Here is a 24,695-nt window from a genome sequence, read left to right as displayed (position 1 = left end):
ATAGGTTTAGAGAGTAAGTGTCAAGGTCTCTCATCCCATCCAGGTGCGCTCATGAATCTTCGCCACGGTCATCTGTGGCAGCGACTCGGACTGACCATAGTGTCAGAAATTGTTGCCACTTGTCTTGCCCCGGCCGCCCTCGCGGCCCCTGTCGACGAGCAGGGTGCGCAGAGCGATTCCGGCATTACCGACTCGCAGGTGTCAAGATCCGAGGAGGAAGCCCAGAGCGGCTCTGCTGCCGTAGACCAGGCGAGTGCTCGCGACGCCGATACTGCTGAGGAGGCCACGGCCTCGTCCGAGGAGAGGGCGGAGGAAGGGGGAAGCGCCCAGGTCCTGACGTTCCCCGGCACGAGCGGGCCGACACGCATTCATATCCTCTCAACGGCGGGGGCAGCGGATGCGATCCTCCTCGAATCGCGCGGCGTCTTCGCCATGATCGACGGCGGCGAAGGCGTCGGCGCACCCGACGGCTCCGACCCGCGCTACCCGTGGCGGGACGGAATCGAAGGCGCGGCCAAGGGCGACACCGACTGGGTCCTCGGCTATCTGAGGCGCAACGGCGTCACCTCATCAAACCTGGCGTTCTACCTGGGCACGCACGCGCACTCCGACCATATCGACAACGCAGACGACATCATCTACGCGTTTCATCCCCAGGCGATCCTCACCCCCGAATACTCCGATGACTGGATCACCGACAAGTCGCGTCTGTGGGACAACCAGTGGTGCTACGACAACATGATGACCGCCGCGCGGTGGGCCGCATCCGCGTACGGTGCAACCATCATTCAGCACGTCAACGACGACAACACACACATCCAGCTGGGCGACATGGATGTCCAACTGATCCCCGTGGACCCGGACGAAAACTACAAGAAAGTCGGCGTCCGCGACGCAAATCTGATCGCCTACACCGCGAAGGTGACCGCGTTCGGTCACTCCGCGTACCTGGCTGCGGACCTCGAGGCTCGCGGCGGCTACGAGGACCGCATCGCCCCCATCGTAGGGCACGTTGACCTGCTGAAAGCCGGGCACCATGGAATGGCGAGCTCGAACTTCCCGCCATTCATGGAGGCGCTCAGCCCCTCCATGATCGTCCAGACGGGTCCCAAGTGGTTCACTCCCGACAGTCTCACGGACAGTGTTATTCATGGAGATGCGTCGTGGGCGCCGACCCTGGATCTGTGGTCGGCGGGTTCTATCCCCGCTATCGTCGCCACCTTCACCTCCTCCGGAATTTCCTACAACGACCTCTCTGCCGCGTCCTGGGGGCATGAATATGGCGGGGTCACTCCGCGTGCTTGGTGGTTCAAGGGGGCGCGCCCCTCGGCGACGACCGGATGGTGGCAAGGGCGCTCCGGATACTGGTACTACTTCGCAGGCAAACCCTCCGCCGAAGCTTCGGCGTGGGTGTACGACCGTGGTTCCTGGTACTGGATGGGTGCCACCGGCGCGATGGCAAGCTCCGAGTGGATTCATGACGGAACTGACTGGTACTACATTGAGGCGTCCGGTCATCTCGCCGGAAGCGGCTGGATGTGGAAATCCGGCTCCTGGTACTACCTGAGCAACGGACGAATGACCACCGGATGGCTGCTCGATCACGGCACCTGGTATTACATGGATCTGCACACGGGCGCGATGCGCACGGGCTGGGTTCGCATCGATGATCGCTGGTACTACCTTGGATCCTCCGGAGCCATGTCCACCGGGTGGCTGCACAGTGACGGGGCCTGGTACTACCTGTCAGGCAGTGGAGCTATGGTAACGGGGTGGCTGCGTAGCGGCGGAGACTGGTACTACCTCTCCGGTAGCGGCGCAATGACCACCGGATGGTTCCAGGATGGCTCCTCCTGGTACTTCTCCTCCGCCTCAGGCGTCATGCACACCGGCTGGTTGAACTCCGGACGTAACTGGTACTACATGGGTGGAAATGGTGCGATGAGCACCGGCTGGGTCAACGAAAGCGGCGGCTGGTACTACATGGACGCAACTGGCGCCATGGTGACTGGCACGCAGGTTGTAGACGGGCGTCGCTCGACCTTCGATTCCTCGGGCCGCTGGGCCGGTTACGCCTCGTAATTCTGCCGAAAACTCATCGCAAGCACACTGACTGAGCGCTGCCCGTCCGCACCTGGAAGCGGTCGGGCAGCGCTGTCATGCAACCAATGATTTGTCAGTAATGTACCAACGGGTGTAGATTGAGGTGGTCAACTTTTGGTCTAAACACGTCTTCAAGGTGTGCGCGTGAACATTTATCACCGCAAATTGCAGCGTTTTATCGGCATGACCGCCCTGTCAGGACTTGTTGCAACAAGCCTCGCCCCGGCCTCGTTCGCGGCCCCCAGCGACTCTCAGGGCACAAAATCCGAAACCCAGGTCAGTGCCACGATCCTCAGCTACCCCGGCAGCGACGGCCCCACCCGCATCCACTTCATTACCACGACGGGCACGGCTGACGCGATCCTCCTTGAATCGCGCGGCGTCTTCGGCATGATCGACGGCGGCGAAGGCGTTGGTGCCCCCAATGGATCCGACCCGCGCTACCCGAAGCGCCTCGGAATTACCCCGGCTGAGCAGGGTGACACCGACTGGGTCCTCGGATATATGGCGGACCACGGCGTCACCTCCTCAAACCTGGCGTTCTACCTGGGCACGCACGCTCACTCCGACCACATCGACAACGCCGACGACATCATCAAAAAGTTCCACCCCAAGGTGATCCTCAGCCCCGAATACTCCGACAAGTGGATCACGAACCCGAACGGGCTGTGGGATAACCAGTGGATCTACGACAACATGATCAACGCCGCGAAGTGGGCGCACAATACCTACGGAGCGCAGCTCATCCAGCACGCCGACGGCTATAACACGCACGTGCAACTGGGTGACATGGATGTCCAGATCATCCCCTTCGACCCCGAAGAGAATTACAAGAAGAAGGGAACCACGGACGCGAACCTCATGGGGTGGGGCGCGAAGGTCAGCGCCTACGGGCACAGCGCGTTCCTGGCCTCGGACCTGATGGACACCGAGGCCGACTGGGTGACGCACAACGGCTTCGAGGGGCGCGTTGCCAGCGCCGTTGGCCACGTCGACCTGCTTAAGGCTGGCCACCACGGCCAGCGCAGCTCCAACTTCGCCCCCTTCATGGAGGCACTGAGTCCCTCCATGATCGTGCAGACCGGATCGGAAAAGCTGAGTCCCGACAACCTCACCGATCCCGTCATCCACGGCTCGGCGACCTGGGTCCCCATGGAGGAACTGTGGCTGAGCGCGCGCATCCCCTCCCTGATGACGACCTTCGACCCGACCGGCATCTCCTCCAATGACGTGTCCACCGCCCAGTGGGGGCACGAGTACGACGCGCAGACCCCGCGCGCCCGGTGGTTCAAGGGAGGTCGCCCCGCAGCGACAACCGGCTGGTGGCAGGGGCGAACCGGTGCCTGGTACTACTTCGCGGACGCGCCCATCGCCGAGGCCTCGGCGTGGGTCAGCAGTAGCGGCCAATGGTACTGGGTGGATCAGACTGGCGCGATGGTCACCGACGGCTGGGTGAATAGCGGCGGCAGCTGGTATCGGGTCGGCGCGACCGGTGAGATGGTCACCGGCTGGGTCCAGGTCGACGGCAGCTGGTACTACATGGGCACCAGCGGCCAGATGGTTACCGGCTGGGTTCAGATCGATGGCAGTTGGTACTACATGGACGCCAACGGCGCGATGGCCACCGGCTGGCTGCGCTTGGGTAGCTCCTGGTACTACATGGGTGGCTCCGGTGCCATGGTGACTGGCACGCAGGTTGTCGACGGGCGTCGCTCGACCTTCGATTCCTCGGGTCGCTGGGCCGGCTACGCTTCCTGACGAGTGAGGGACTCTTCGCGAATATCCTGCCTGGGGGCCGCCCGGCCGCACATGGAAGCGGCCGGGCGGCTTTTATGCGTGGTGTTTTTCGCGGTGTTTCGGTTGTTCAACGGGCTGGGTGGTGTAGAGCACCTGGAATTCATTCCTGGGAAGATGTAGAATTTTTACATCTAAGTGGGAAAGTGAGAGTGCGATGCTGCGAGTCCTGCACCTTGACAACTGGAAGTCCTTTTCTGAGCCGGTTGATTTTACGATGATTGCGGGGAAGGAGAGTCGCTACGGTGGGACTCTCTATCGTGACGGAAAGTCCCGTGTCCTGCCCGTTGCGGCAATCTACGGTGCAAACGCAGCGGGAAAGTCGACCCTGCTCGATGCTCTGGCTCACCTGCAGGTCATGCTGCGCGAGCCACGCAAGCGCGGGCAGCGCCTGCACTATCACCCGCATCAGCTCTTCGGGACGGATCGGCCCAGCGTCATTGGGGTCGAAATCGTCCTGGATGTGCAGGACGCGACCTCGGATCGAAAGGCCATCGTCTACTACGAGGTAGCCTTCAATGCGGATGCAATCGTCGAGGAAGTCCTCTACCGCCTGCGTTCGGAAGACGAGGAGGCGGTCTTCGTGCGCCAGGGGCAGGACATCGCTCTTTATGGTGATCTGGAAGATGATTCGTCGCTCGATGCTGCCTCGAAGACAGTCCAGCCCAATCGTCTGTTCCTCGAGACCTGCTTCAATGCGGCTTTGGTCGATGATGAGAGCAGCCTGCTGGGTTCTGTCATCGACTGGTTTAAACGCCTCACCATTGTGGGGAGAGGCGCGCGCTACATCCTCATGCCTCAGCAGATTGCCCACGATGATGCATTTCGTGCTGCCGTCGGGCAGGGGTTGACGGTTGCCGACACCGGTATTTCAGGTATTTGCTACACGAGCGTTCCTCGGGACAAGGTTCCGGCACAAGACAAGGTTCTCGAAGAGATCGAAGATCAGCTGACCGACAAGACCTCCGAAGCATACCTTACTGCTGAAAGCGGGGCTGTTTTTCGTGCTCGGCTCGGTGATGATGGTGACGTCGTGTACGAGCGCCTCGTGACCGTCCATAAGGACGGTGCTCACGAGTTTCGTCTTCCTCTCGAGCAGGAATCCGACGGGAGCATTCGTTACCTGAATCTATTGCCCATCCTGTACTGGGCGGGAAAAAGCCAGCACTCGGGGGTTTACCTGATCGACGAACTCGAAGATTCTCTTCATCCTAAGCTGACGGAGGAGCTGCTTCGGCTGTTCCTTGACTCATCGGGGCCGGGCGAGAAGCGTCAGCTGATCTTTACGACGCACGAGCTCCACCTCCTGCGTGCCGACCTGCTGCGGCGCGATGAGATTTGGCTGGTCGAGAAGAACGAACACCGGTCTGAATTGACGCGGCTGACTGACTTTCCTTCCGACGTGCTTCGAAAGGGCAGTGACCTACCACGGATATACATGTCGGGTCGCCTCGGTGGCGTCCCACGGATCTAGGGGGCGTCATGGGTAAGAAGAAGCAGGCGCCGACGAGGCACTCCTCTCGGGGAAAACGAGGGAAATCCTTCGATAAGGCCCCTCGGCCAGTTGTTATTCTCGCTGTCGAGGGGGCAACGGAGAGGGAATACCTGAAGGCGCTCAACCAGTGGCGCTATCGGGGAGCTTTCGCCTTTGATTTCTGTCGCAATCGAGACAAGTCGTCGCTGAAGAATCTCATCGTCAGTATCAAGCGGAAGGCTGATGATGTTGGGCGTGATGGTGCTGCTGGAGCCTGGATCGTCTGCGACGTGGATGATAACGCCCCCCATATTCATGATCTGGAGAACTGGTTGGCTGGGGTCAGTGGGTATCTCCGCGCAGTGGCACTGTCGAATCCCTGTATTGAGGCGTGGTTCGTCTACCACTGCGCGGACGTCTGTTCGAGTCGGACCGCAAGTGCTGTCGTTGAGGAACTCCTCAGTAAGTGGGAACGGGGAGCTTATGAGAAAGCAATGGAGATTCCTCAGTGGTTTATCGAGGGAACTGACGCGGCTTGCTCGCGGGTAAAGCATCGACGGGCAAGCTTTGAGAAGGGGACCACGGTGTGGGATGAGGCACCCTGGACCGACATGCCCGAATTGATCGCATGGCTCGACCAGTTGTCGCCACGACACTCTGAATAAAACGGCCGCTGGGCCGGCTACGCTTCCTGACTTTCCCCGCAGGGCTTGCAAAGGACTCTCATGAAGCGCCGCGCATTGACGCAGGTGGGCGGCGCTTTGCGCGATATTCTACAAACATAAATCCCGCGCGAAAGGTCCCCCGATGTCGTCACGCACCCGCCGCACAGCCCTCCTCGCGCTTGCCACAGTGGCGGCCACGGCCTCGTCCCTGACCCTGGCGAGCGCCCCGGCCGCCCGCGCCGACGATACCCAGAGCGACGCTCAGAGCGGCACCCAGTCCGGCTCGTGGGTGCCCGGCACCACGATCCCGCTGGCGAACGCGAAGTCCGTCGAGGCCTCGACCGTGAGCGCCTCCACCCTCACCTTCGCGCCCAGCGCCGACGAGAAGACGAAGATCTTTATCCTCTCCTCCGGATCCTCCGACGCGATCCTCATCGAGAGCGGCGGCTGGTACGGCATCATCGACGGCGGCGAAGACGCCGACCTGCCCGACGGCTCCGACCCACGCTACCCCGCGCGCACCGGTATCGCGGTGGCCGCCGCCTCCACCACTGACTGGCTGTTGCAATACCTCGACGACCAGGGCGTCAATGACACCAACGTCGCGTTCTATCTGGGTACCCACGCCCACTCCGACCACATCGCCAACGCAGACGAAATCATCTACAAGTAAATGAGGACGGCATTACCTACGACGGCGTCTTCAACTCCGAGTGGGGCCACGAATACGAATCTGAGACCCCGCGCGCGTGGTGGTTCAAGGCGGGCCGCCCCGCTGCGACAACCGGCTGGTGGGACGGCCCCTCCGGCAACCTCTACTACTTCAACAATTCCGCCTCAGCCGTGGTCGACCAGTGGCTTGATGTTGACGGCATCTCGTACCACTTCGACGCCACCGGCGCCCTCATCGAGCAGAAGGACGCGGACGGCAACGTCACGGTCATCACGACCGCGTCTTCGGGTTCCTCGGCGACGCCCATCCCCAGCCTGTGGTGGTTCATCGCCGGAGGCGGTGTGCTCGTCGTCCTCGCGGGTGGTGCCATGTTCCTGCGTCGACGCAAGGGCTGACCTTCCGACAACGACGAGGCCGTGGCGTGCGTGCGCCGCGGCCTCGTTCGTTTCCGGTGTCCGGGGGCGGCGGCCCGCGGCGGCCCGCCCGCGAGATCGCCACACTCGAGCCTACGGCTCGGAGTGATCGATCCCGAAGCCCGGCCAGGCCTCGCCGCCGCCCCCGGACACTAACGAGCCGTGGCCTCGTTTCTTGTTGCTTGGGAGAGTCAGCGCTGCTCGTCGAGCTGGTGGAAGATAGCGGGCAGTAGGGGCGTGACCACCTCGAGGGTGTCGAGCGCGCCGCCACGCGAGCCGGGGGAGGAGATGATGAGCGCCCCCGAGGAGTCTCGCGCGGTCACGCCGACGACCTCGCGGGACAGGCCTGACAGGGGGGTGTTGGTCAGGCCGTGGGCGCGGATCTGCTCGGCGATGCCGGGGATCTCGACCTCGATGATCGAGCGGACGACTTCGGGCGCATAGTTGCCCACGCCGAAGCCCGAGCCCCCCAGGATCAGGATGAAACGCGCGCCAGCGGCGAGTGCCTCGCGGATTTCCGTGTCGAGGACGTCGGCGCTCTCGGGGATCGCGGCCATCGTCACCTGGTCCAGGCCTGCCGTAGTCAGCGCTCCGACGCATGCGGGGGTCGCCCGATCCTCCTTTGTGCCGCGCTGGATGCGGTCCGAGTAGGCGATGATGTGGGCGTTGATCTGGCTCAGGTCGTAGTCGACGGATTTGGGCATGGTGTCCTCCGAGAAGTGGTTACGTATGAGTGTGATCCTAGTCCCTTTCGTGGGTGTGAGAGGGCTGTGAGGGCACGGGGTGTGGGTGCGTTTTATGTCCGGAGGGGCCGAGGCAATTGCTGGCTTGCGTGCTCCGGGTGCGGTTCGTGTGGTGGATCGGAGGTCGGTGATCTCCCGTGAATTTTTTTAAGTGGGGTGAGAGCAAATCAAACAGGTAGGGGTATTTTCCTTGAGAATGAAGGCGTCCAGCGTCGGCAGATTGTTGTCGTGGCGGCCTGTTGCCTGGCCGCATCGCACTTGTTAGATTTATCGCGTTCAATCCCCTCTCAAAAGGAGATCTCTGTGCGTTCCCTCCGCTTTCTCCCCCTCGTGGGTGCTGCCGCCCTGGCCCTCGCCGCCTGCACCGCCGGCTCTACCCCTGCTGCTGATTCCACGGCCTCGTCCGACAACGCAACGGTCCCCTCCCGCGAGGTCGTTCTCAACGTCTACGCTGCCGCCTCGCTGACCGAGACCTTCGAAGAACTCGAATCCTCTTTTGAGGCCGCCTACCCGGACGTCGATGTCCGTTTCAACTTCGCCGGGTCGCAGGACCTGGTCACCCAGCTCGGCGAGGGTGCAGACGTCGATGTCTTGGCCACCGCGAACGAGTCCACCATGAAGAAGGCCGCCGACGCCTCCCAGGTCGACGACCAGACCCTCTTCGCGTCTAACAGCCTCACCCTCATTACGACGCCCGGTAACCCGGCGGGCATCACCGGTCTCGACTCCTCGCTCGACGGCGTTAAGCTGGTCATCTGCGCGCCCGAGGTTCCCTGCGGTAAGCTCACCAAGACCCTCACCGAGCAGCTCGGCGTGACCCTGCACCCCGTCTCCGAGGAACAGGCCGTCACCGACGTGCGCGGCAAGGTGTCCTCCGGCCAGGCCGACGCCGGCATCGTCTACAAGTCCGATGCCCTCGCCGAGGGTGACGCCGTCGACACCGTCGAGATCCAGGGGGCCGACGAGGCCGTCAACAAGTACCCGATCGCCCTCGTGAGTACCTCCACGAAGAAGGACTACGGGCAGAAGTGGATCGACCTGGTCCTCTCCGAGGAAGGACAGGCCCTCCTCAGTGAGGCTGGCTTCACTCCTGCCGTCAAGTAGCGTCGACGCATGACCTCACGCAGGACGCCCGCTGTCAGCCCCCTGCCCGTCTGGGCGGGGGGCCTCGGCGCGCTCGCCCTCTGCTTCCTGATGCTGCCCCTCGCCTTCATGCTGGGGCGCGTCAACTGGGCCAGCTTGGGGACCACGCTCACGACGCCCGAGGCCGCCGCCGCACTCAGTTTGTCGCTGCGCACGTGCGCTGTGGCCCTCGGCGTCGACCTCCTCCTCGGTGTTCCCGCCGCACTTATCCTCTCGCGCTCGTGGCGGGGCGTGCGCGCCGCCCGCATCCTCGTCGCCCTGCCGCTCTCGCTACCGCCCGTCGTTGCCGGCATCGCGCTGCTCTCGGCCTTCGGCAGACGCTCGACGCTGGGTGCCCTGCTGAGCGGTGCCGGCCTCGACATCGCTTTTACGACGACAGCCGTCGTCATCGCGCAGGTCTTCGTCTCCCTGCCCTTCCTCATCGTCACCCTCGAATCCGCGCTGCGCGCCCGCGAGCGCGGTCTCGACGAGATGGCCTCCTCCCTGGGGGCTTCGCCCTCGCGCGTCTTGTGGCAGGTCACGTTGCCGACCGTTCTGCCCGGTCTGGGGCGCGGTGCAGCACTCGCGCTGGCCCGATGCCTCGGCGAGTTCGGCGCGACCCTCACGTTCGCGGGGTCCATGCAGGGTGTGACCCGCACGATGCCGCTCCAGATCTACTTGGCACGCGAGTCTGACGCCGACCTGGCCCTCGCGCTCGGCGTCGTACTCCTCGGCGTCGCGGCACTCGTCGTCGCGCTGACGGAAACCCCGTGGGGGAGCGTCGCCTCCCTCGTGCGTTCACGTCTGTCATCGACGAGGTCGGGGTGCGGTTCTGCGTCTGGGATTGCCTCGGGTGCACGCGCCGATGGATCTCTGGCGGCTCACCGAGAATCCGGCATCGGTGATTCCGGTGACGACGCTTCTGCCGCCGCTGTCCACGTCGCCGGGACGGTGAGTGAGCGCGGCTGGGACGTGGACGCGCGTCTGAGCCCAGGCCTCGTGACGGCCGTCGTCGGGCATAACGGTGCTGGCAAGTCCACGCTCGCCCAAGTTGTCGCCGGGACTCTGCGGCTCGACTCCGGTCGCGCGCAGATCGGCGAGCGCCTCGTCGACGACGCCGCCACCTTCGTGCCTGCGCGGCGGCGCGGCGTTGCCATGGTTTCCCAGGCGCCGCGCATCTTCACGCACATGAGCGTCCTCAGCAATGTCGCGTTCCCGCTACGCGTGCGCGGCGTCGGGCGAGCTGAGGCCCGGGCAGTCGCCCTCAAGCAGTTGCGCGCCGTGGGTATCGCCGACCTTGCCCACCGGCGTGCCTCCGACCTGTCCGGCGGGCAGGCGGCGCGCGTCGCCATCGCCCGCGCGCTCGTGTTCCGCCCCGATGTGCTCATCCTCGACGAGCCGACCGCTGCCCTCGACGTTGAAGCCACCGCCCAGGTCTCCGCTGTCCTGCGCGAGCGTCTTACGGGCGCGGGCATCACGACCCTGCTTGTCTCGCACGACATCGCCGAAGTCCTGGCCCTCGCTTCCCACATGATCGTCATGGGGGAGGGGCGCATCGTCGAGGAAGGCGAACCCGCCCGCGTGCTCGCCTCGCCCACGTCGGTGTTCGCGGCCCGCCTGGCCGGACTCAACATCGTCACCGGCCCCGCCGTTGCCCGCCCCGGCCTCGTCGGCGTGCGCGTCGGCGAGGGGATACTGTGGGCGGCCTCCGACGGCACCACCTCCGGAGAAGAGCCAATGCGCGTCGCCCTCACCTTCCCACCCGAGGCCATCGCCCTCTCCCGCGAAGAATCCCACGCCTCGCCGCGAAGCGTCCTACCCGGCGTCGTCGCGGGCATCGAGGTCAACGGCTCCCTTGTCAGCGTGTGCGTCGCGCTCGCGGGCGGAGTCTCGGTGACCGCCAGGGTCACGGCGTCCGCATGGGCCGACCTGGGCCTTGGCGTCGGTGATTCCCTGTGGGCGAGCGTCAAGGCTACCCAGGTCCGTGCAATCCCCGTCGCCGCCCGTGTGTGAGTCGGGGTGTACGTGTCGTCTCTTGGCGGATGATTCCTAAGCGGCGCGCGTTCACCCGCTATTTCCGCGTGTGGGACCTCTGATCCGCACGCTAACCCGCTATTCCGTACGTGGGCGGCCTCGCCCACGTGCAGGTAAGAGGGTTTACGTGCGGAATAGAAGGTTAGCGGGCGGAAGAGTGAGACACGGCGTGCGCTGAAGGCATGACGAGGCCATGGCGGGGCAGGCACGGCAGGCGTGACGAGGTTGCATGCCTCATCTGTGAGTGGTGGGGATTCACGTCGGAGGACGTCACGCCGTCTTTGCGGCTATTCGTTGCATTGATTGTCGATGTCGTCGGCCCAGGCGTGGAAACGTTGTTGGATTGTATGGAGCTGTGAGGCATTGATACCGTAGGCCGCAACTTGTGTCAGGCTGATGCTGTGTGCTCCGCGCAGACACTCTGTAAAGAATCCTGCGTCGCGTTCCTGAAGGAGCTCGATGAGGCGCGCATCGCTGATCGTTCCGGTGGAGCGGATCGCATCGACGTCGAGATAGTCGCGGGGGTAGCTCCTGGAGTACAGGGCGCTCAGTTTGTTGCCCACGGCGTCCTCAATGTCAAGAACGGGGCCAACGTCGAGGCGAACAGGTGTGTGGGCGCGCCAGTCGATAGCGAGATCAACGCTGAGTGGAACCCCGTGCAGTGGTGTGACTGAGAGCTGGGCGAAAGAGGGGCTTACGCGTTCGATGGTGACGTCGTAGTCGTTGGCAGTGAGGTGTTCAATGAGGCTGTTTACTGCGTGAGGGAACCGCGTGGAGGCTTGCATGACTGTGAAGAGGTTAATGTCGTTGGTGGGTCGCTGCGTCATCCCGTGTTCACGGATCGCGCCTGAACCAGCGAGGGCGAAGCCCGCATCTGCGAGGACCTCGAGTGCACATGCGATTAGCTGGCGCTGCGTCTCTTGTACAGAGTGAGCCATCTGTTCCTCCCACACAGTGCCTTGAAGCGGTTTTCCCATGCGGCTGTGATCGCCAGGTCAAGGCGCAGTGTTGGCCACATGTCGCTGAGGATGTCGCAGTTGAGGTAGCGTCGTTGGTCTTCCACGCTGCCCTCACCGATGACGCATTGGTAGACCGTCGTTCGTTCGCCGTCGTCATCAAGGCTAAAGGAACCATCCCCCGGTGCCCAGCTCAAGCGCACGGGGAGATGCACGATGCCCGTGGATGGACCCGCGAGTTCATCAAGCGATGCGGGAACACAAAAGGGTTTCGTGTCGCGGTACGTGATACGTCCACTCATACTGATCCCCTCCCGGGCCTGTGACGTGGCGGCCTGCTCGTATCGTATGACTAGCTTAGCGTGCGATGAGGCGGGCTTGTCTGCAAGTTCAAGGTAGCTACGATTCAGCCGCTTGGTGCTGATGGTGTTCGTTGGGGATTTGACGCCGAGGCCATGGCGCGGTGGGTGCGCAGGCAGCGCGGTGCCGCGTGGGTACAGACAAACTGGGCGGACCGCTATCTTGTCGAAGAGTCTAATTTTGGAACCCTTCACATGTTGTAATTCTTGTCGGACGTGTTGTGCTTCCCCTCCGTGCCCCTCGCTGTCGGACAGGGGGTTTTCCCTGGTCCTATGCCGTTTTGCTGGGATTCCTAAGGAAGGCAATCCATACCTTTGACTGGACAACACCCGCGACCTATGTTGTTGGGTGATCCAAGGAGGTCCCATGACAACGCAGCGTCACCACGAGGCCACGCGCCCCTACCAGCTCGGCATCGACGTCGGCTCCACGACGGTCAAGGCTGTCGTCCTGGATGGAAACCGTCGCCTCTTCTCTGACTACCGTCGTCACAACGCCGACGTGCGCGCATCGCTCGGGGCCCTCCTCGCCGACGTCGAGCGCGCCCTGCCCGGCGCCCGCGTCCACGCGGCCATCACCGGCTCCGGCGGCCTGACGACCGCCCGGGCCATGGGAATCCCCTTCGTCCAGGAGGTCATCGCCGGCACCGAGGCCACCCAGCGCCTCCACCCCGAGGTCGACGTCGTCATCGAGCTGGGCGGCGAGGACGCCAAGCTCACCTACCTGCACCCCACCCCTGAGCAGCGCATGAACGGCACGTGCGCGGGCGGCACCGGCGCCTTCATCGACCAGATGGCGACCCTCCTGCACACGGATGCCTCCGGCCTCGGCGAGCTGGCGACCCGCCACACCCAGCTCTACCCGATCGCCTCGCGCTGCGGCGTCTTCGCCAAGTCCGACATCCAGCCCCTCATCAACCAGGGTGCCGCCCACGAGGATCTGGCCGCCTCCATCTTCAACGCCGTCGCCACCCAGACCATCGCGGGCCTGGCGTGCGGCCGCCCGATCCGCGGAACTGTCATGTTCCTCGGCGGCCCCTTGCACTTCCTGCCCGCCCTGCGCGAGGCCTACAAAGCCCTCCTGCCCAAGGCCGATGCCTTCGTCACCCCCGACGACGCCCAGCTCTATGTCGCGATTGGCGCGGCCCTCCTCGCCGAGAAGGAGGCCGCCAAAAAACAACGTCAGGCCGAGGAAACGGGCGCAACCTCCGTCGACACCCGCGGCGAGAAGCTCACGACCCTCATGGAGCGCCTCGCCGCCGCCCCCGTTCAGGTCGAATCCCCGCGCATGGACCCCCTCTTTGCGACCCCCGAGGACCGCGAGGAATTCATCGCCCGCCACAGCCTCGACGTCATCCCCAAGGCCAGCCTCGACGAGGCCGAGGGCCGCTGTTGGCTCGGCATCGACGCGGGTTCGACGACGATCAAGGCCGTCGTCATCGACTCCCAGGACCGCATCGTCTTCACCCACTACGCCTCCAACGAGGGCGATCCCGTGGCCGCGGCCGTCGACATCGTGCGCGCTGTGCGTAGTGCGCTGCCCGAGGGCTGCGAGATCGGCCGCTCGTGCGCGACCGGCTACGGCGAAGGCCTGGTCAAGGCCGCCCTCACCATGGACGAGGGCGAGATCGAGACGATGGCCCACTACCGCGCCGCCGAATTCATTTGCCCCGGCGTCACCTCCGTCATCGACATCGGCGGCCAGGACATGAAGTACCTGCGCATCCGCGACCACGCGGTGGACTCCATCTCCGTCAACGAGGCCTGCTCCTCGGGCTGCGGCTCCTTCCTGCAGACCTTCGCGCAGACGATGGGCACAGACGTGCGGTCCTTCGCGCGCATGGCTATGGAGTCCGAGTCCCCCGTGGATCTGGGCACCCGCTGCACGGTGTTCATGAACTCCTCCGTTAAGCAGGCGCAGAAGGAAGGCGCGGACGTACGCGACATCAGCGCCGGCCTGTCCTACTCCGTCGTGCGTAACGCCCTCTACAAGGTCATCAAGCTCAAGGAGCCCTCGGACCTGGGTGAACGCGTCGTCGTCCAGGGCGGCACTTTCCTCAACGACTCGGTGCTGCGCGCCTTCGAGCTGCTCACCGGCCGCGAGGTCGTGCGCCCCGACATCGCGGGCCTCATGGGCGCGTACGGCGCGGCTCTCACCGCGCGCATGCACGACACGGGGGAGGGGACCTCGTCCCTGGCCACGATCGAGGCCCTCGAGGGCTTCAGCGTTGACACGACCCGCAAGACCTGCCGCCTGTGCCAGAACCACTGCCAGATGACGATCTCGACGTTCTCCAACGGCGAGCGTCACGTGTCCGGCAACCGCTGCGAGCGCGGCGCGTCCCTGGAGCGCGTGCCCAAGAAGTCCGAGTTACCCAACCTCTACGACTGGAAGTACAAGCGGATCTTCGGCTATCGCCGCCTCACCGAGAAGAAGGCGTTCCGCGGCGACATTGGCATCCCGCGCGTGCTCGGCATGTACGAGAACTACCCGTTCTGGTTCACGATGCTCACCGCGCTGGGCTTCCGCGTCATGATCTCGGGACGCTCCAACCACGACCTCTTCGAGACCGGCATGGAGTCCATCCCCTCGGAGAACGTGTGTTACCCGGCCAAGCTCGTCCACGGGCACATCGAGTCCCTGCTGAACAAGGGCATCACGACGATCTTCTACCCCTGCGTCGATTTCGAGCAGAAGCTCACCGAGTCCGAGAACTCCTTCAACTGCCCCATTGTGGCGACCTACCCCGAGGTCATCCGCAACAACATGGAGCGCCTCTTGGAGCCGGGCACCCAGTTCATCAGTCCCTTTGTCAACTTCGGTAACCGCGAGTACCTGCCCGCCCACCTGTCCAAGACTTTCAAGGAATACGGCTACGACATCCCGGTCGAGGAGATGAAAGCCGCCCTGGACAAGGCGTGGGAGGAGGACGCCGCCGTCAAGGCCGAAATCCGCGCGAAGGGCGTCGAAACGATCGAGTGGATGCGTGAGCACGGCGTGCGCGGCATCGTGCTGGCGGGCCGCCCCTACCACCTCGACCCCGAGATCAACCACGGCATCCCCGAGGTCATCGTCGGCCTCGGCATGGCTGTCCTCACCGAGGACTCCATCATCGACGCGCGCCTCGAGCGACCCCTGCGCGTCCTCGACCAGTGGTCCTACCACTCGCGCCTCTACGAGGCCGCCGCCCGCGTCGGCGACGAACCCGACCTCGAGATGGTCCAGCTCAACTCCTTCGGCTGCGGCGTCGACGCGATCACTGCCGACCAGGTCCAGGAGATCCTCGAGGGCCGCGGCGACGTACACACCGTCCTCAAGATCGACGAGGTCTCCAACCTGGGCGCCGCGAAGATCCGCCTGCGTTCCCTCGACGCGGCGATCACCGAGCGCGCTTCCCTCGCCTCCACCATCGACGAGGCCGGGGCCGGGGACGGCGAAAACGGAACGGATGGAGCGGAACTGGCCCCCGCCTCGTCCGTGGGCCTGGTGTCGGGTTCCGTCGACACCGCCACCCTGCGTGACCCCTCCGGCGACGCCGCCCGCGAGGAGGCAGCCGGCCACATCCAGCCGCGCGCGGTCTTCACCGAGGAGATGCGCGAGGCCGGCTACGAGATCCTGGCCCCCCAGATGTCCCCGATCCACTTCCGCTTCCTCACCCCGCTGTTCGCGAGCGCTGGGCTGAAAGTGCGCGTCCTCGAGCACACGAGCCGCACCTCCATGGAGGTCGGCCTGAAATACGTCAACAACGACTCGTGCTACCCGGCGATCGTGGTCATCGGTCAGCTCCTCGACGAGTTCATCTCCGGGCGCGCCGACCCGGACCGCACCGCCGTGGGCATCACGCAGACGGGCGGCATGTGCCGCGCCAGTAACTACGCGGCCCTGCTGCGCAAGGGCCTGCGCGACGCCGGATATCCGCAGGTCCCCGTCATCGCGCTGTCCGTCCAGGGCTTTGAGGACAACCCCGGCTTCCGTCTGGGCGTCACCCACATCCATAAGGCCATCCAGGCCTTCGTCATCGGTGATGCCATCCAGTCGATGCTGCTGCGCGTGCGCCCCTACGAGGCCGAGCCCGGCTCCGCGATGGACCTGTACCGCACGTGGGACGGCTACGTCCAAGAGTGGATCACCTCGGGACGCGTCGGTGCCCTCGGCGGACGCGTCTCCTATGGGAAGCTCATCCGCGAATGCGTGCGCGCCTTCGACGCCCTGCCGCTGCGCGACATCCCGCGTAAGCCGCGCGTCGGCCTGGTCGGCGAGATCCTCGTGAAGTTCCACCCGGACGCCAACAACCACGCCGTCGACGTCATCGAGGCCGAGGGCTGCGAGGCCGAACTACCCGGCCTCATGCAGTTCTTCCACAACTCAGTGGCAACCGCCGCGTGGGACAAGGAGAACCTGGGCATCGACGGCAAGCAGCGCTACATCATGCCGATCGTTTTGTGGGCGCTCAAGAAGTACGAGAAGCCCGTGCACCGCGCGTTCGCGGCCACGAACGGCAAGTTCGAGGCGCACCGACCCATCGAAGAAATGATCGAGCGCTCCCAGGACATCGCGCGCCTGGGCAACCAGGCGGGTGAAGGCTGGTACCTGACCGCCGAAATGGTCGACATGATCGAACACGGCTGCCCGAACATCATCTGTGCCCAGCCCTTCGCGTGCCTGCCTAACCACATCGTCGGCAAGGGCATGTTCCGGGCGTTGCGCACCCGCTACCCCGAGGCCAACATTGTGGCCGTCGACTACGACCCGGGTGCCTCCGAGGTCAACCAGCTCAACCGCATCAAGCTCATGCTCGCCACCGCCCTACAGGACCCCGAGGCGCGCGATGGCGACGTGTTGCAGCTCGTGGACGTCGAAGAGCCGGCCTCGTGCGGCGGGTCCGGCTCCGTCATGCTCGGTATGCCGACCATCCCGACGAGGCGCGCAGCCTTCCGCTGACCGTTTCGTTCCTTCGTTGACGAGGCCTGGGTTCCCTCCCGGGCCTTGTCGCCTGAGGCGGCCCTTCCCGGTTCCCGGCCACGGCCTCGTCGCGCACAGACAGACGTGGGGGGCGACTCGAGCGAGTCACCCCCCACGCATCTATCCGACTGTTTACACGGCTACATCGACAAGTCTCCGTGCGCGATCTCAAAGCCCGCCGGTGCCCACCCCGTGCTGTAGGACAGGCGTACCGAGACCTCGCGCAGCCCCGGCGAAGGCCACGGCACCGAGAGGAACCCCGTCTCTCCGGGTGCCACATCCAAGGACGCCGAGTACTCCCACGTCACGCGACCCTCGTTGACGACGCGGCACAAGAACTCCAGGTCCGCCGTTGACGTAAACGTCATGTGGTTCCGCACCGTCACCCCCGAATACGAGGGCGCAACCGTCACCGGCGCGTAGTGCAGCTCCTCGCCGCGCACCTTGTGCAGGTTAGGGAAGCACGCTTGGGAGTACTCCGGGCGCGTCGGATCGAGCGAACGGGCGGCGCGGACCTCGTCCTCTTCATCACCCAGCGCCCAGGCGATGACGCTCGGGTGGGCGCGGTCGCGGCGGATCGCCGCTTCGATTGCCTCGTTGCGTGCGGCCCCCGGACCATACAGGGCTGACGTGCAGTCGATGACGTACAGGCCGTACTCGTCGGCCAACTCCAGGAAACGCGCGTGCCCGGGTGCGTCGGCGATCACAACCGTGTTGACGCCGTGCTGCTTACACCACACGATGTCGTCGAGCATCTCCGGCAAGTTGACCGCCAAGCCCGTGCGCCCGTCACACTCGTTGCGGGTGACACCCCGCAAGATCAAGGCCTTACCGCCCAGAGTCACCCCCTGGGACGTTGCCTCAATGCTGCGGAAACCAAGGTCAAGGGACACCGTGTCCTTGATCCCCTCCTCGTCGCGCAGCGTCACGATCAACCGGTACAGCGCGGGTTCCTCCGCGCTCCACGGGAGCACCTCGAGTCCACGAGCCTCGAAGACCTCGTCGGGCGACCCGAAGGCAGACCATAGCTCCGCCTGCTCGGCCTCGTTCACTAAGGTGGCGTGCACCTCGACGCCGCCTGTGGTTTCAACGCGCAGCGTCAGAGCGCCCGCGCGCCCGTCGTGGGACACCACCGGCACAAGATCCACAATGTGTGCCGGGGGACGCGCCTCCAGCGACACCTCGCGGAACAGGCCGTGGCAGCACACCGGCGAATCCATCAGCAAAACAGCGAGCGTATGCGTGTGGGTGGGCTGTAGCGCGCGGGTTACGTCAAAGGCCGCGGGAATGAAACCATCCGCACAGAAACCAACGAACGCTCCATCAACCCACGCGTAGAGAGGACCCGAGAACCCGCCGAAGGTCAAGGTCATCATCCAACCGCGCTCAACCGCCTCCTTCAAGGGAGCATCGAAAATGAACTCGCGACGCAGAATCGAGGCGCGCGCCAGGTCGCAGTCCTCTGTGTCGTCGGAACGGGAGGCATCCCCCTCGCGGGCCTGGACCTCACTGCGCATCCACGTGCCATCCAGCTCCAGGATGCCGGGCACGGATGTCGCGCCGAAATGTTGGTAAGAAGGGGCCCTTTCAATGAACTCCGAGGCGGTGCCAGTGACACCGGTAACCTGCCAGGTGCTTGAGAGCAGCTGAAGTGGCCTGCGTGACCTCCACGTCGCGTGCACCGTCAAACGGTTCACCGACGCCCCTGGGTCCCGCAGCCACGTGACGTCCGGTTCCAGGATGTGACTCATGTTATAAAAGTATCATTCTTTTGTTAGTCATGGAAGCCTAAATTTTACTGAATTGCAGTCAAATGTGCCTTGACATGGGCTTAATCCCCAGGTGTCAAGCGATTCGGTGGTCACATCGTGGGATTTATGTCCGTCCCAGTGGGCGTAAGTTCCCACCCACTGGGGGCAGATGAGCACATAAGCAACCCCGGCCTCGTCCATGTGAATGAACGAGGCCGGGGAAAGATGAGCGATCAGGTCAGCCCAGAGCGGTCTACTCCGCTGCCTTCGCCGCCGAGTCGCGATCCGCGTCGCGCGTGATCTTACGGGCAAAGCCGTACAGCAGCCACGTCGCACCCGCGAAGAACACAATACCGAGCACGTTCGCGATGGGAGTAAAGCCATCGTGAATGAACGGCAGCGCCAGCGGGGATTCCGAACCCGTCGCGCCTGCGATGCCCGCGTAAACGACGCCGAACAGGGACTCGCCCACGATCAGGCCCGTCGCAGCCAGTGTGCCGAAACGCTTCGCGCGCTCCACGTCCGCCTGCTTGTCAGCCCATCGGTTGTACAGGAAGCCAATCAGGCCGCCGATCGGGATCAGGATCGTCAGCGACGCAGGCAGGTAGATGCCCATGCCGACCGCGAGCGGGGGCAGGGCCAGCTTGCCCTTCGACGCGGGGCGCAGGACCTCGTCAATGACGATGACAACGACGCCGATCGCCGCGCCGATACCCAGGAGCTTCCAGTCGATGCCGCCGCCGAGCACGCCCTTCGCGAGCGAAGAAATCAGCGAGGCCTGCGGGGCCGCCAGCGCGTCCGGGCCAGCGCCCGGCGCACCCTGGAAGCCGAAGGAGTTCTGCATCAGCTCCAGGACCGGGGGAATGATCAGCGAACCGAAGACGACGCCGATGACCAGGGCAACCTGCTGCTTCCACGGGGTCGCACCCACCAGCTGGCCGGTCTTGAGGTCCTGCAGGTTATCGTTCGCGATCGTCGCAATGCAGAACACGATCGCGGAGGTGAACAGCGTGTAGGCGATGAGCGCCGTGTTCTCTTCCGTGGTCGAACCGCGACCGTGCACCGCCAGGATAACGACCGCCGTGATGACGACAACCAGCAGGCCAACGCCCGACACCGGCGAGTTCGACGAACCGATCAGGCCCGCCATGTAACCGCAGACAGCCGCGACCAGCAGGCCTGCAAGCAGAATGAAAATAACCGACACGGCGATCAGGACCGCCGTGTTGTGCTCGATCTGCGTGCCGCGCATGAACCACCACAGCAGGCCCGCGATCGGAATCATGGCCACGAAGATGGAAACGATGACCCACTTGCCGGGGATGTCCTGCTCGGTGCGGTCGATCTGCGCGCCGTCCTCCTTGGCGCCGCGCGAGGCGCGCAGCGACTCGGACATGCCGCGGGCGATCGGGCCCATGATCTTGATGAGCGTCCAGATGGCGGCGACCGCCATGACGCCCGCGCCGATGAAGCGCACATCCGTCTTAAAGACTGTCGACAGAGCATCGGTCAGGTCCTCAGCACCCTCCAGCTGGCCATTCGCGTACAGGGGCAACAGGACACCGTAGGAAGTCAGCATGCCGATGAGCATCGCGACGCCCACCGTCATTCCGACCAGGTGGCCAACGCCGATGAGAGCGAGCGACAGGGAAGTCGAGAGCATCGTACCCGTCGACCCGATCCTGAAGGCGGCACCGACCTCGGAGGCCGTCACCTTCAGATAGCCGAACAGGGCCATCGCCGCCGAGGCCAGGGCACCCCACGTGATCGCGAGCAGGCCGCGCTTATTGTCCTCACCGGCATCCTTCGAATCGCCGACCTTGAGGATCTCAGCGCCGGCCACACCCTCGGGGTATGGCAGGTCCGAACCCGTCACGAGCGCGCGACGCAAAGGAATCGAGTACATGACGCCCAACGAACCGCCGACCGCGCACACGAACATGGTCTCCCAGTACGGGAAACCGCTCCACCAGCCCACAATCACGAGGCCGGGGAGAACGAAGATGACTGCCGACAGCGTGCCCGCTGCCGACGCAATCGTCTGAACGATGTTGTTCTCCTGGACCGTGTGATCTCCCCAGAAGCGCAGAACTGCCATCGAAATGACGGCTGCCGGGATCGAGGTCGCGAAGGTCAGACCAACCTTCAGGCCCAGGTACACGTTCGCGGCTGTGAACACCAGCGTGATAATGCCGCCGATGATGATGCCGCGCAGGGTCAGTTCTTTGAGCGACGTTTGCTTCGCCGCAGTTGGCGCAGACACGAAAAATCCTTTCGCTGCGTTGAATAGATACCCTGCAAGAGTAGAGCATGTATGCGTTGTCGTGAATGCTATGCGGCTACTTAATTTTGTTTTCAACCGTTCTAAGTGCTGAGGTGGCGCCCGTGTTGCGTGCCGCAGTGTGATCTTGTGACGTTGTGTGGCCCTGATCCCAACCTGCCCGGTCGATTTGCGCGCTGCGGGGGTCCGTGTAGTAGAGTATCCGGGTAAGGTAGCGTGTCCGAGCGGCCGAAGGTGCAGCACTCGAAATGCTGTGTGGTGTCACAGCCACCCTGGGTTCAAATCCCAGCGCTACCGCCACTGCCGCCCGGCCCCAATGGGGCCGGGCGGTTTTGTTATGCCTGAATGGCGCGTGCGCGTGTGTGCGTGCTGGGGCCGGGCTGCTTGGTGTGCCCGTGGGCGGCGGGCTACTTGGCTGATGGTGTGCCCGTGGGCGGCGGCCCGCCCGCGAGCCGTCCGCGCCGCGAGCTTCGCTCGGCGCGTCGTCTCGAAGCCCGGCCAGGCCCTGCCGCCGCCCACGGGCCCCGCAGCCTGGCACCGCAACCCTCTGGTCCTGTCGGCACCCTCCATACCGGCGGCGCTTGTGTCGCTGTGCGTGGCTGGGCGCGTCGCCTCGAAGCCCGGCCAGGCCTCGCCGCCCCCCACGGGCACCGCAGCCCATGGGTTCCATAGCCTGGCCCAGCAGGTCTTGCGGTACCCTCCATGCTGGTCGTGCAAACCCCCTTCGGGGGCGGTGAGATCACGGTTCGAGGTGGTGTCATGCCCAAAGTGCAGACCACCTCGGCGAAAAACGCTGAAAACGGGCTGTTATGGGCGAAGTGGTCTGCGTTTTGGGCGCATCGGTACCTGTCATAGCGCGTCGCTCGCACGTGAGCCTGCTATTGCGAGCGGTAACCCGCTATGTCGCACGTAAACCCGCTATCTGGAGTGTGGGCGGGTCTGCCCAAGCTCGTATTAGCGGGTCCGCGTGCGGATTGGAGGGCCGACGTGCGGATTGGAGGGCCGGTGTGCGGATTGGAGGGTCCGCGTGCGGATTGGAGGGCCGGCGCGCGCATGAGCGGTCCCACGTGCGACATGTTGGGGGCACATGTGACTGAGCTGATTCGCAACGGCTCCCTTTGCTGCTCTGGAAGAGATTGCGCGGGCAGTGATGGCAGGCGGACCCGCGCGCGAATTAGTGGGCCCGCGTGTGGCTGAGTTGGCGCGGAAGAGCCGGAACCGTCACTGTGGCGGGGTTTGTGTGCACCGCCCGCTCCGTAATCTTTGCCCGGAATGTGACGAAAGAGGCGGGATCCCGAAGGATCCCGCCTCTGCTGCGTGTGTAGTCGTGGTGGTCGCGTCGTCAGCGCCACCAGCGCCCGGGCCTCGCGCCGGGGCATGGGGACTTGCGGCATGAGAGCCACGATACGCAGGCGACACGCCGTCGCGAGGCCTCTAATGGTGCAAGATCCCCGATCTCGCCGCGGCGAGTGACACGCACAGCGGCCACGGCCGCGTCACGAAGAATGCTTAGTTCTTCCACCAGCCCTTGACGGTGTCGACCGCGTGGGCACCCAGGTCGGACAGCGCGGAGTGGGCGTTCACCAGGCCGGAAGACAGGCGGGCGGCCTGGAAGCGGGACGCGACGTTCTCCCAGTTCACCAGGTTCCACCAGGCCTTGACGTAGTCGGCCTTGACGTTGAGGTAATCCAGGTAGAAGGCGTGCTCCCACATGTCGATCAAGAGCAACGGCACGGTCGCGACCGGGATGTTGCCCTGCTGGTCGGTCATCTGGTAGGTCACGAGACGCTTGCCGACGGTGTCCCACGCGAGGACGGCCCAGCCGGAGCCCTGCAGGCCCAGGGCGGCCGCGGCGAACTGAGCCTGGAAGGACTCAAACGAGCCGAAGAACTCGTCGATGGCAGCGCCGAGCTCGCCTTCGGGGCGCGACGCGCCTTCGCCGGTCATGTTGGTCCAGAAGATGGAGTGGTTGGTGTGGCCGCCAAGGTTGAAGGCCAGGTTCTTCTCCCACAGGTTGATTGCGGCGAAGTCGCCGGCCTCACGGGCGGCGGCAAGCTTCTCCAGCGCGGTGTTCGCGCCGGCCACGTAGTTCGCGTGGTGCTTGTCGTGGTGCAGCTCCATGATGCGCCCGGAGATGTGGGGTTCGAGAGCGGAGTAGTCGTAGGGCAGGTCGGGCAGGGTGTAGACGGTCATGATGCTCCTCCTGGGCGTCGTCATATAGCTGTTGACTCCAAGGGTAGTACTTTAGTCCCGGCTTGCGAAGAGGTTGTGTGTCACCTTTCGCGGATCGCGATCAACGACGAGGCCGGGGCAGGGGAACGCGATCACGCATCCTCCGCCCCGGCCTCGTGAAAAAGAGGGGAAAAATCAGGCCTTGGCGCGCACGCGACGCACGAGCGCGGAAGCCCCGACGACAATCCATGCGACGACGGCACCGAGAATGACACCGAAGACGCCGGACAGGACGGTCTCGACAAGCCAGGTCACGAAGCCGCCCGCTGCGGACACCGCGTGCTCGGCGGTCTCGAGGATGTGGTGGAAGACGCCCACGCCGACCTCGGCGAGGTTCACGATGACGAGGTGGCCGCCGACCCACAGCATCGCGACCGTGCCGACGACGCCGATGACGTTGAAGACGTGGGGCATGATGCGCACGATGGTGCGGCCCATGTTGTCGACGGGACCGGGACGGTTATCCTCGGGGTCGAGCGCGCCGCGAGCCAGGTGGACGCCGAAGTCGTCGGCCTTGACCAGCAGGGCGACCAGGCCGTACACGAAGAAGGTCATGAAGAATGCGACCGCGATGAGGACGGCGACGCGCATCACCCCGTGCTCATTCGACAGGTTGGCCATGGAGACGAGCATGATTTCCGCGCTGAGGATCAGGTCGGTGCGGGTCGCGGAGGACACGATGCTCTTTTCGAGTTCCTCGGCGGAGGCAGCACCCCTCTCCTCGTGGTCCTCGTGATGGCCGGGCAGCCATCCGAGCTTCTCCAGGACCTTCTCACCGCCCTCGAAGCACAGGTACGCGCCGCCCACGACGAGCAGGAATGGCAAGACCTGCGGTGCCAGCCACGTGAGCAGCAGGGCAATCGGTAGGATGATAAAGAGCTTATTAATAAGGGAGCCGCGCGCGATCTTGGCGATGATGGGCAGCTCGCGTTCCGGACTCAGGCCCGACACGTACTGGGGAGTGACGGCCGTGTCGTCGATAACGACGCCGACCGCCTTGGACGAGGCCTTGACAGCGTTAGCCGCCACATCGTCGATGGATGAGGCCGTGACCTTCGCGAGGGTCGCGATATCGTCGAGCAGGGCGACAAGTCCTCCGGACATGGGGTTTCCTCCTATGGCCCTCGTGTGG

16 protein-coding genes and 1 tRNA gene are annotated in these 24,695 nt (G+C 64.5%); 10 read left to right on the top strand and 7 right to left on the bottom strand.

The features are described 5' to 3' along the window. Positions 1 to 51 precede the first annotated feature (51 nt). The 6 genes from O3932_RS06335 to O3932_RS06310 all read left to right on the top strand — a co-directional run bounded on the left by O3932_RS06335 (position 52) and on the right by O3932_RS06310 (position 7,104). On the top strand, positions 52 to 2,082 hold the full coding sequence (locus O3932_RS06335; protein ID WP_371537038.1) for an MBL fold metallo-hydrolase: 2,031 nt from the start codon (positions 52 to 54) through the stop codon (positions 2,080 to 2,082). Positions 2,083 to 2,247: 165 nt separating this feature from the next. Beyond that, complete coding sequence (locus O3932_RS06330) at positions 2,248 to 3,861, top strand: MBL fold metallo-hydrolase (protein WP_371537036.1); 1,614 nt, start codon at positions 2,248 to 2,250, stop codon at positions 3,859 to 3,861. 193 nt (positions 3,862 to 4,054) lie between these two features. Beyond that, positions 4,055 to 5,371, top strand: a complete 1,317-nt coding sequence (locus O3932_RS06325; RefSeq protein ID WP_347716136.1) for an AAA family ATPase — start codon at positions 4,055 to 4,057, stop codon at positions 5,369 to 5,371. 8 nt (positions 5,372 to 5,379) lie between these two features. Then, positions 5,380 to 6,036, top strand: a complete 657-nt coding sequence (locus tag O3932_RS06320; protein WP_371537033.1) for an RloB family protein — start codon at positions 5,380 to 5,382, stop codon at positions 6,034 to 6,036. A gap of 142 nt (positions 6,037 to 6,178) precedes the next feature. Beyond that, positions 6,179 to 6,709, top strand: coding sequence for a choline-binding protein E (locus O3932_RS06315; protein WP_371537031.1), 531 nt, complete (start codon positions 6,179 to 6,181; stop codon positions 6,707 to 6,709). Positions 6,710 to 6,879: 170 nt separating this feature from the next. Then, entirely contained in the window at positions 6,880 to 7,104 is a 225-nt protein-coding gene (locus O3932_RS06310) for a hypothetical protein (RefSeq protein ID WP_371537028.1), read from the top strand. 209 nt (positions 7,105 to 7,313) lie between these two features. Here O3932_RS06310 and O3932_RS06305 read toward each other — a convergent pair whose 3' ends face one another. Beyond that, positions 7,314 to 7,826, bottom strand: coding sequence for a molybdopterin-binding protein (locus O3932_RS06305; protein ID WP_009649162.1), 513 nt, complete (start codon positions 7,824 to 7,826; stop codon positions 7,314 to 7,316). A 342-nt stretch (positions 7,827 to 8,168) separates the two neighbouring features. Here O3932_RS06305 and modA point away from each other — a divergent pair, with 342 nt between their 5' ends. Both modA and O3932_RS06295 read left to right on the top strand, forming a co-directional pair. Next, positions 8,169 to 8,969 carry a molybdate ABC transporter substrate-binding protein gene (modA, locus tag O3932_RS06300; protein WP_371537026.1) on the top strand — a complete coding sequence of 267 codons (801 nt, stop codon included), beginning with the start codon at positions 8,169 to 8,171 and terminating at the stop codon, positions 8,967 to 8,969. Positions 8,970 to 8,978: 9 nt separating this feature from the next. Then, a complete protein-coding gene (locus O3932_RS06295; protein ID WP_371537024.1) occupies positions 8,979 to 11,000 on the top strand; it encodes an ABC transporter permease in 2,022 nt (673 codons plus the stop codon). A gap of 308 nt (positions 11,001 to 11,308) precedes the next feature. On the opposite strand, the gene O3932_RS06290 is transcribed toward O3932_RS06295, so the two are convergent. Beyond that, positions 11,309 to 11,959, bottom strand: a complete 651-nt coding sequence (locus tag O3932_RS06290; protein ID WP_371537021.1) for a nucleotidyl transferase AbiEii/AbiGii toxin family protein — start codon at positions 11,957 to 11,959, stop codon at positions 11,309 to 11,311. Next, positions 11,923 to 12,279: a hypothetical protein gene (locus O3932_RS06285; protein ID WP_314735947.1), complete on the bottom strand. Its 357-nt coding sequence runs from the start codon at positions 12,277 to 12,279 to the stop codon at positions 11,923 to 11,925. Before O3932_RS06285 ends, O3932_RS06290 begins: the two co-directional genes overlap by 37 nt. Positions 12,280 to 12,703: 424 nt before the next feature. Between O3932_RS06285 and O3932_RS06280 the strand changes: the two genes are divergently transcribed. Then, a complete protein-coding gene (locus O3932_RS06280; protein ID WP_371537019.1) occupies positions 12,704 to 17,278 on the top strand; it encodes an acyl-CoA dehydratase activase-related protein in 4,575 nt (1,524 codons plus the stop codon). A gap of 161 nt (positions 17,279 to 17,439) precedes the next feature. Here the strand turns inward: O3932_RS06280 and O3932_RS06275 are convergent, their stop codons facing one another. Next, on the bottom strand, positions 17,440 to 19,050 hold the full coding sequence (locus tag O3932_RS06275; RefSeq protein WP_371537016.1) for a glycoside hydrolase family 2 TIM barrel-domain containing protein: 1,611 nt from the start codon (positions 19,048 to 19,050) through the stop codon (positions 17,440 to 17,442). A gap of 253 nt (positions 19,051 to 19,303) precedes the next feature. Further along, positions 19,304 to 21,313 (bottom strand): OPT family oligopeptide transporter, encoded by a 2,010-nt coding sequence (locus tag O3932_RS06270; RefSeq protein WP_371537014.1) that lies wholly within the window; start codon positions 21,311 to 21,313, stop codon positions 19,304 to 19,306. Positions 21,314 to 21,541: 228 nt separating this feature from the next. Between O3932_RS06270 and O3932_RS06265 the strand changes: the two genes are divergently transcribed. Next, a tRNA-Ser gene (locus tag O3932_RS06265) sits at positions 21,542 to 21,631 on the top strand. Between the two features lie 1,209 nt (positions 21,632 to 22,840). Here the strand turns inward: O3932_RS06265 and O3932_RS06260 are convergent. Both O3932_RS06260 and O3932_RS06255 read right to left on the bottom strand, forming a co-directional pair. Then, on the bottom strand, positions 22,841 to 23,524 hold the full coding sequence (locus tag O3932_RS06260) for a superoxide dismutase (RefSeq protein ID WP_009647407.1): 684 nt from the start codon (positions 23,522 to 23,524) through the stop codon (positions 22,841 to 22,843). 174 nt (positions 23,525 to 23,698) lie between these two features. Next, positions 23,699 to 24,667, bottom strand: coding sequence for a DUF808 domain-containing protein (locus tag O3932_RS06255; protein ID WP_009647411.1), 969 nt, complete (start codon positions 24,665 to 24,667; stop codon positions 23,699 to 23,701). Positions 24,668 to 24,695 lie beyond the last annotated feature (28 nt).

It is taken from the genome of Pauljensenia sp. 20925_1_25 (genome assembly GCF_041433955.1).
Lineage (GTDB): Bacteria > Actinomycetota > Actinomycetes > Actinomycetales > Actinomycetaceae > Pauljensenia.
The sequence above is the reverse complement of the archived record's forward strand: the minus strand, read 5'-3'. Positions and strand labels throughout refer to the sequence as shown.

Coding starts and splice junctions, on each gene's coding strand:
- O3932_RS06305 (WP_009649162.1), bottom strand. CDS start 7,826: ATGCCCAAATCCGTCGACTACGACCTGAGCCAGATCAACGCCCACATC.
- O3932_RS06325 (WP_347716136.1), top strand. CDS start 4,055: ATGCTGCGAGTCCTGCACCTTGACAACTGGAAGTCCTTTTCTGAGCCG.
- O3932_RS06315 (WP_371537031.1), top strand. CDS start 6,179: ATGTCGTCACGCACCCGCCGCACAGCCCTCCTCGCGCTTGCCACAGTG.
- O3932_RS06335 (WP_371537038.1), top strand. CDS start 52: ATGAATCTTCGCCACGGTCATCTGTGGCAGCGACTCGGACTGACCATA.
- O3932_RS06275 (WP_371537016.1), bottom strand. CDS start 19,050: ATGAGTCACATCCTGGAACCGGACGTCACGTGGCTGCGGGACCCAGGG.
- O3932_RS06255 (WP_009647411.1), bottom strand. CDS start 24,667: ATGTCCGGAGGACTTGTCGCCCTGCTCGACGATATCGCGACCCTCGCG.
- O3932_RS06285 (WP_314735947.1), bottom strand. CDS start 12,279: ATGAGTGGACGTATCACGTACCGCGACACGAAACCCTTTTGTGTTCCC.
- O3932_RS06290 (WP_371537021.1), bottom strand. CDS start 11,959: ATGGCTCACTCTGTACAAGAGACGCAGCGCCAGCTAATCGCATGTGCA.
- O3932_RS06260 (WP_009647407.1), bottom strand. CDS start 23,524: ATGACCGTCTACACCCTGCCCGACCTGCCCTACGACTACTCCGCTCTC.
- O3932_RS06280 (WP_371537019.1), top strand. CDS start 12,704: ATGACAACGCAGCGTCACCACGAGGCCACGCGCCCCTACCAGCTCGGC.
- O3932_RS06320 (WP_371537033.1), top strand. CDS start 5,380: ATGGGTAAGAAGAAGCAGGCGCCGACGAGGCACTCCTCTCGGGGAAAA.
- O3932_RS06295 (WP_371537024.1), top strand. CDS start 8,979: ATGACCTCACGCAGGACGCCCGCTGTCAGCCCCCTGCCCGTCTGGGCG.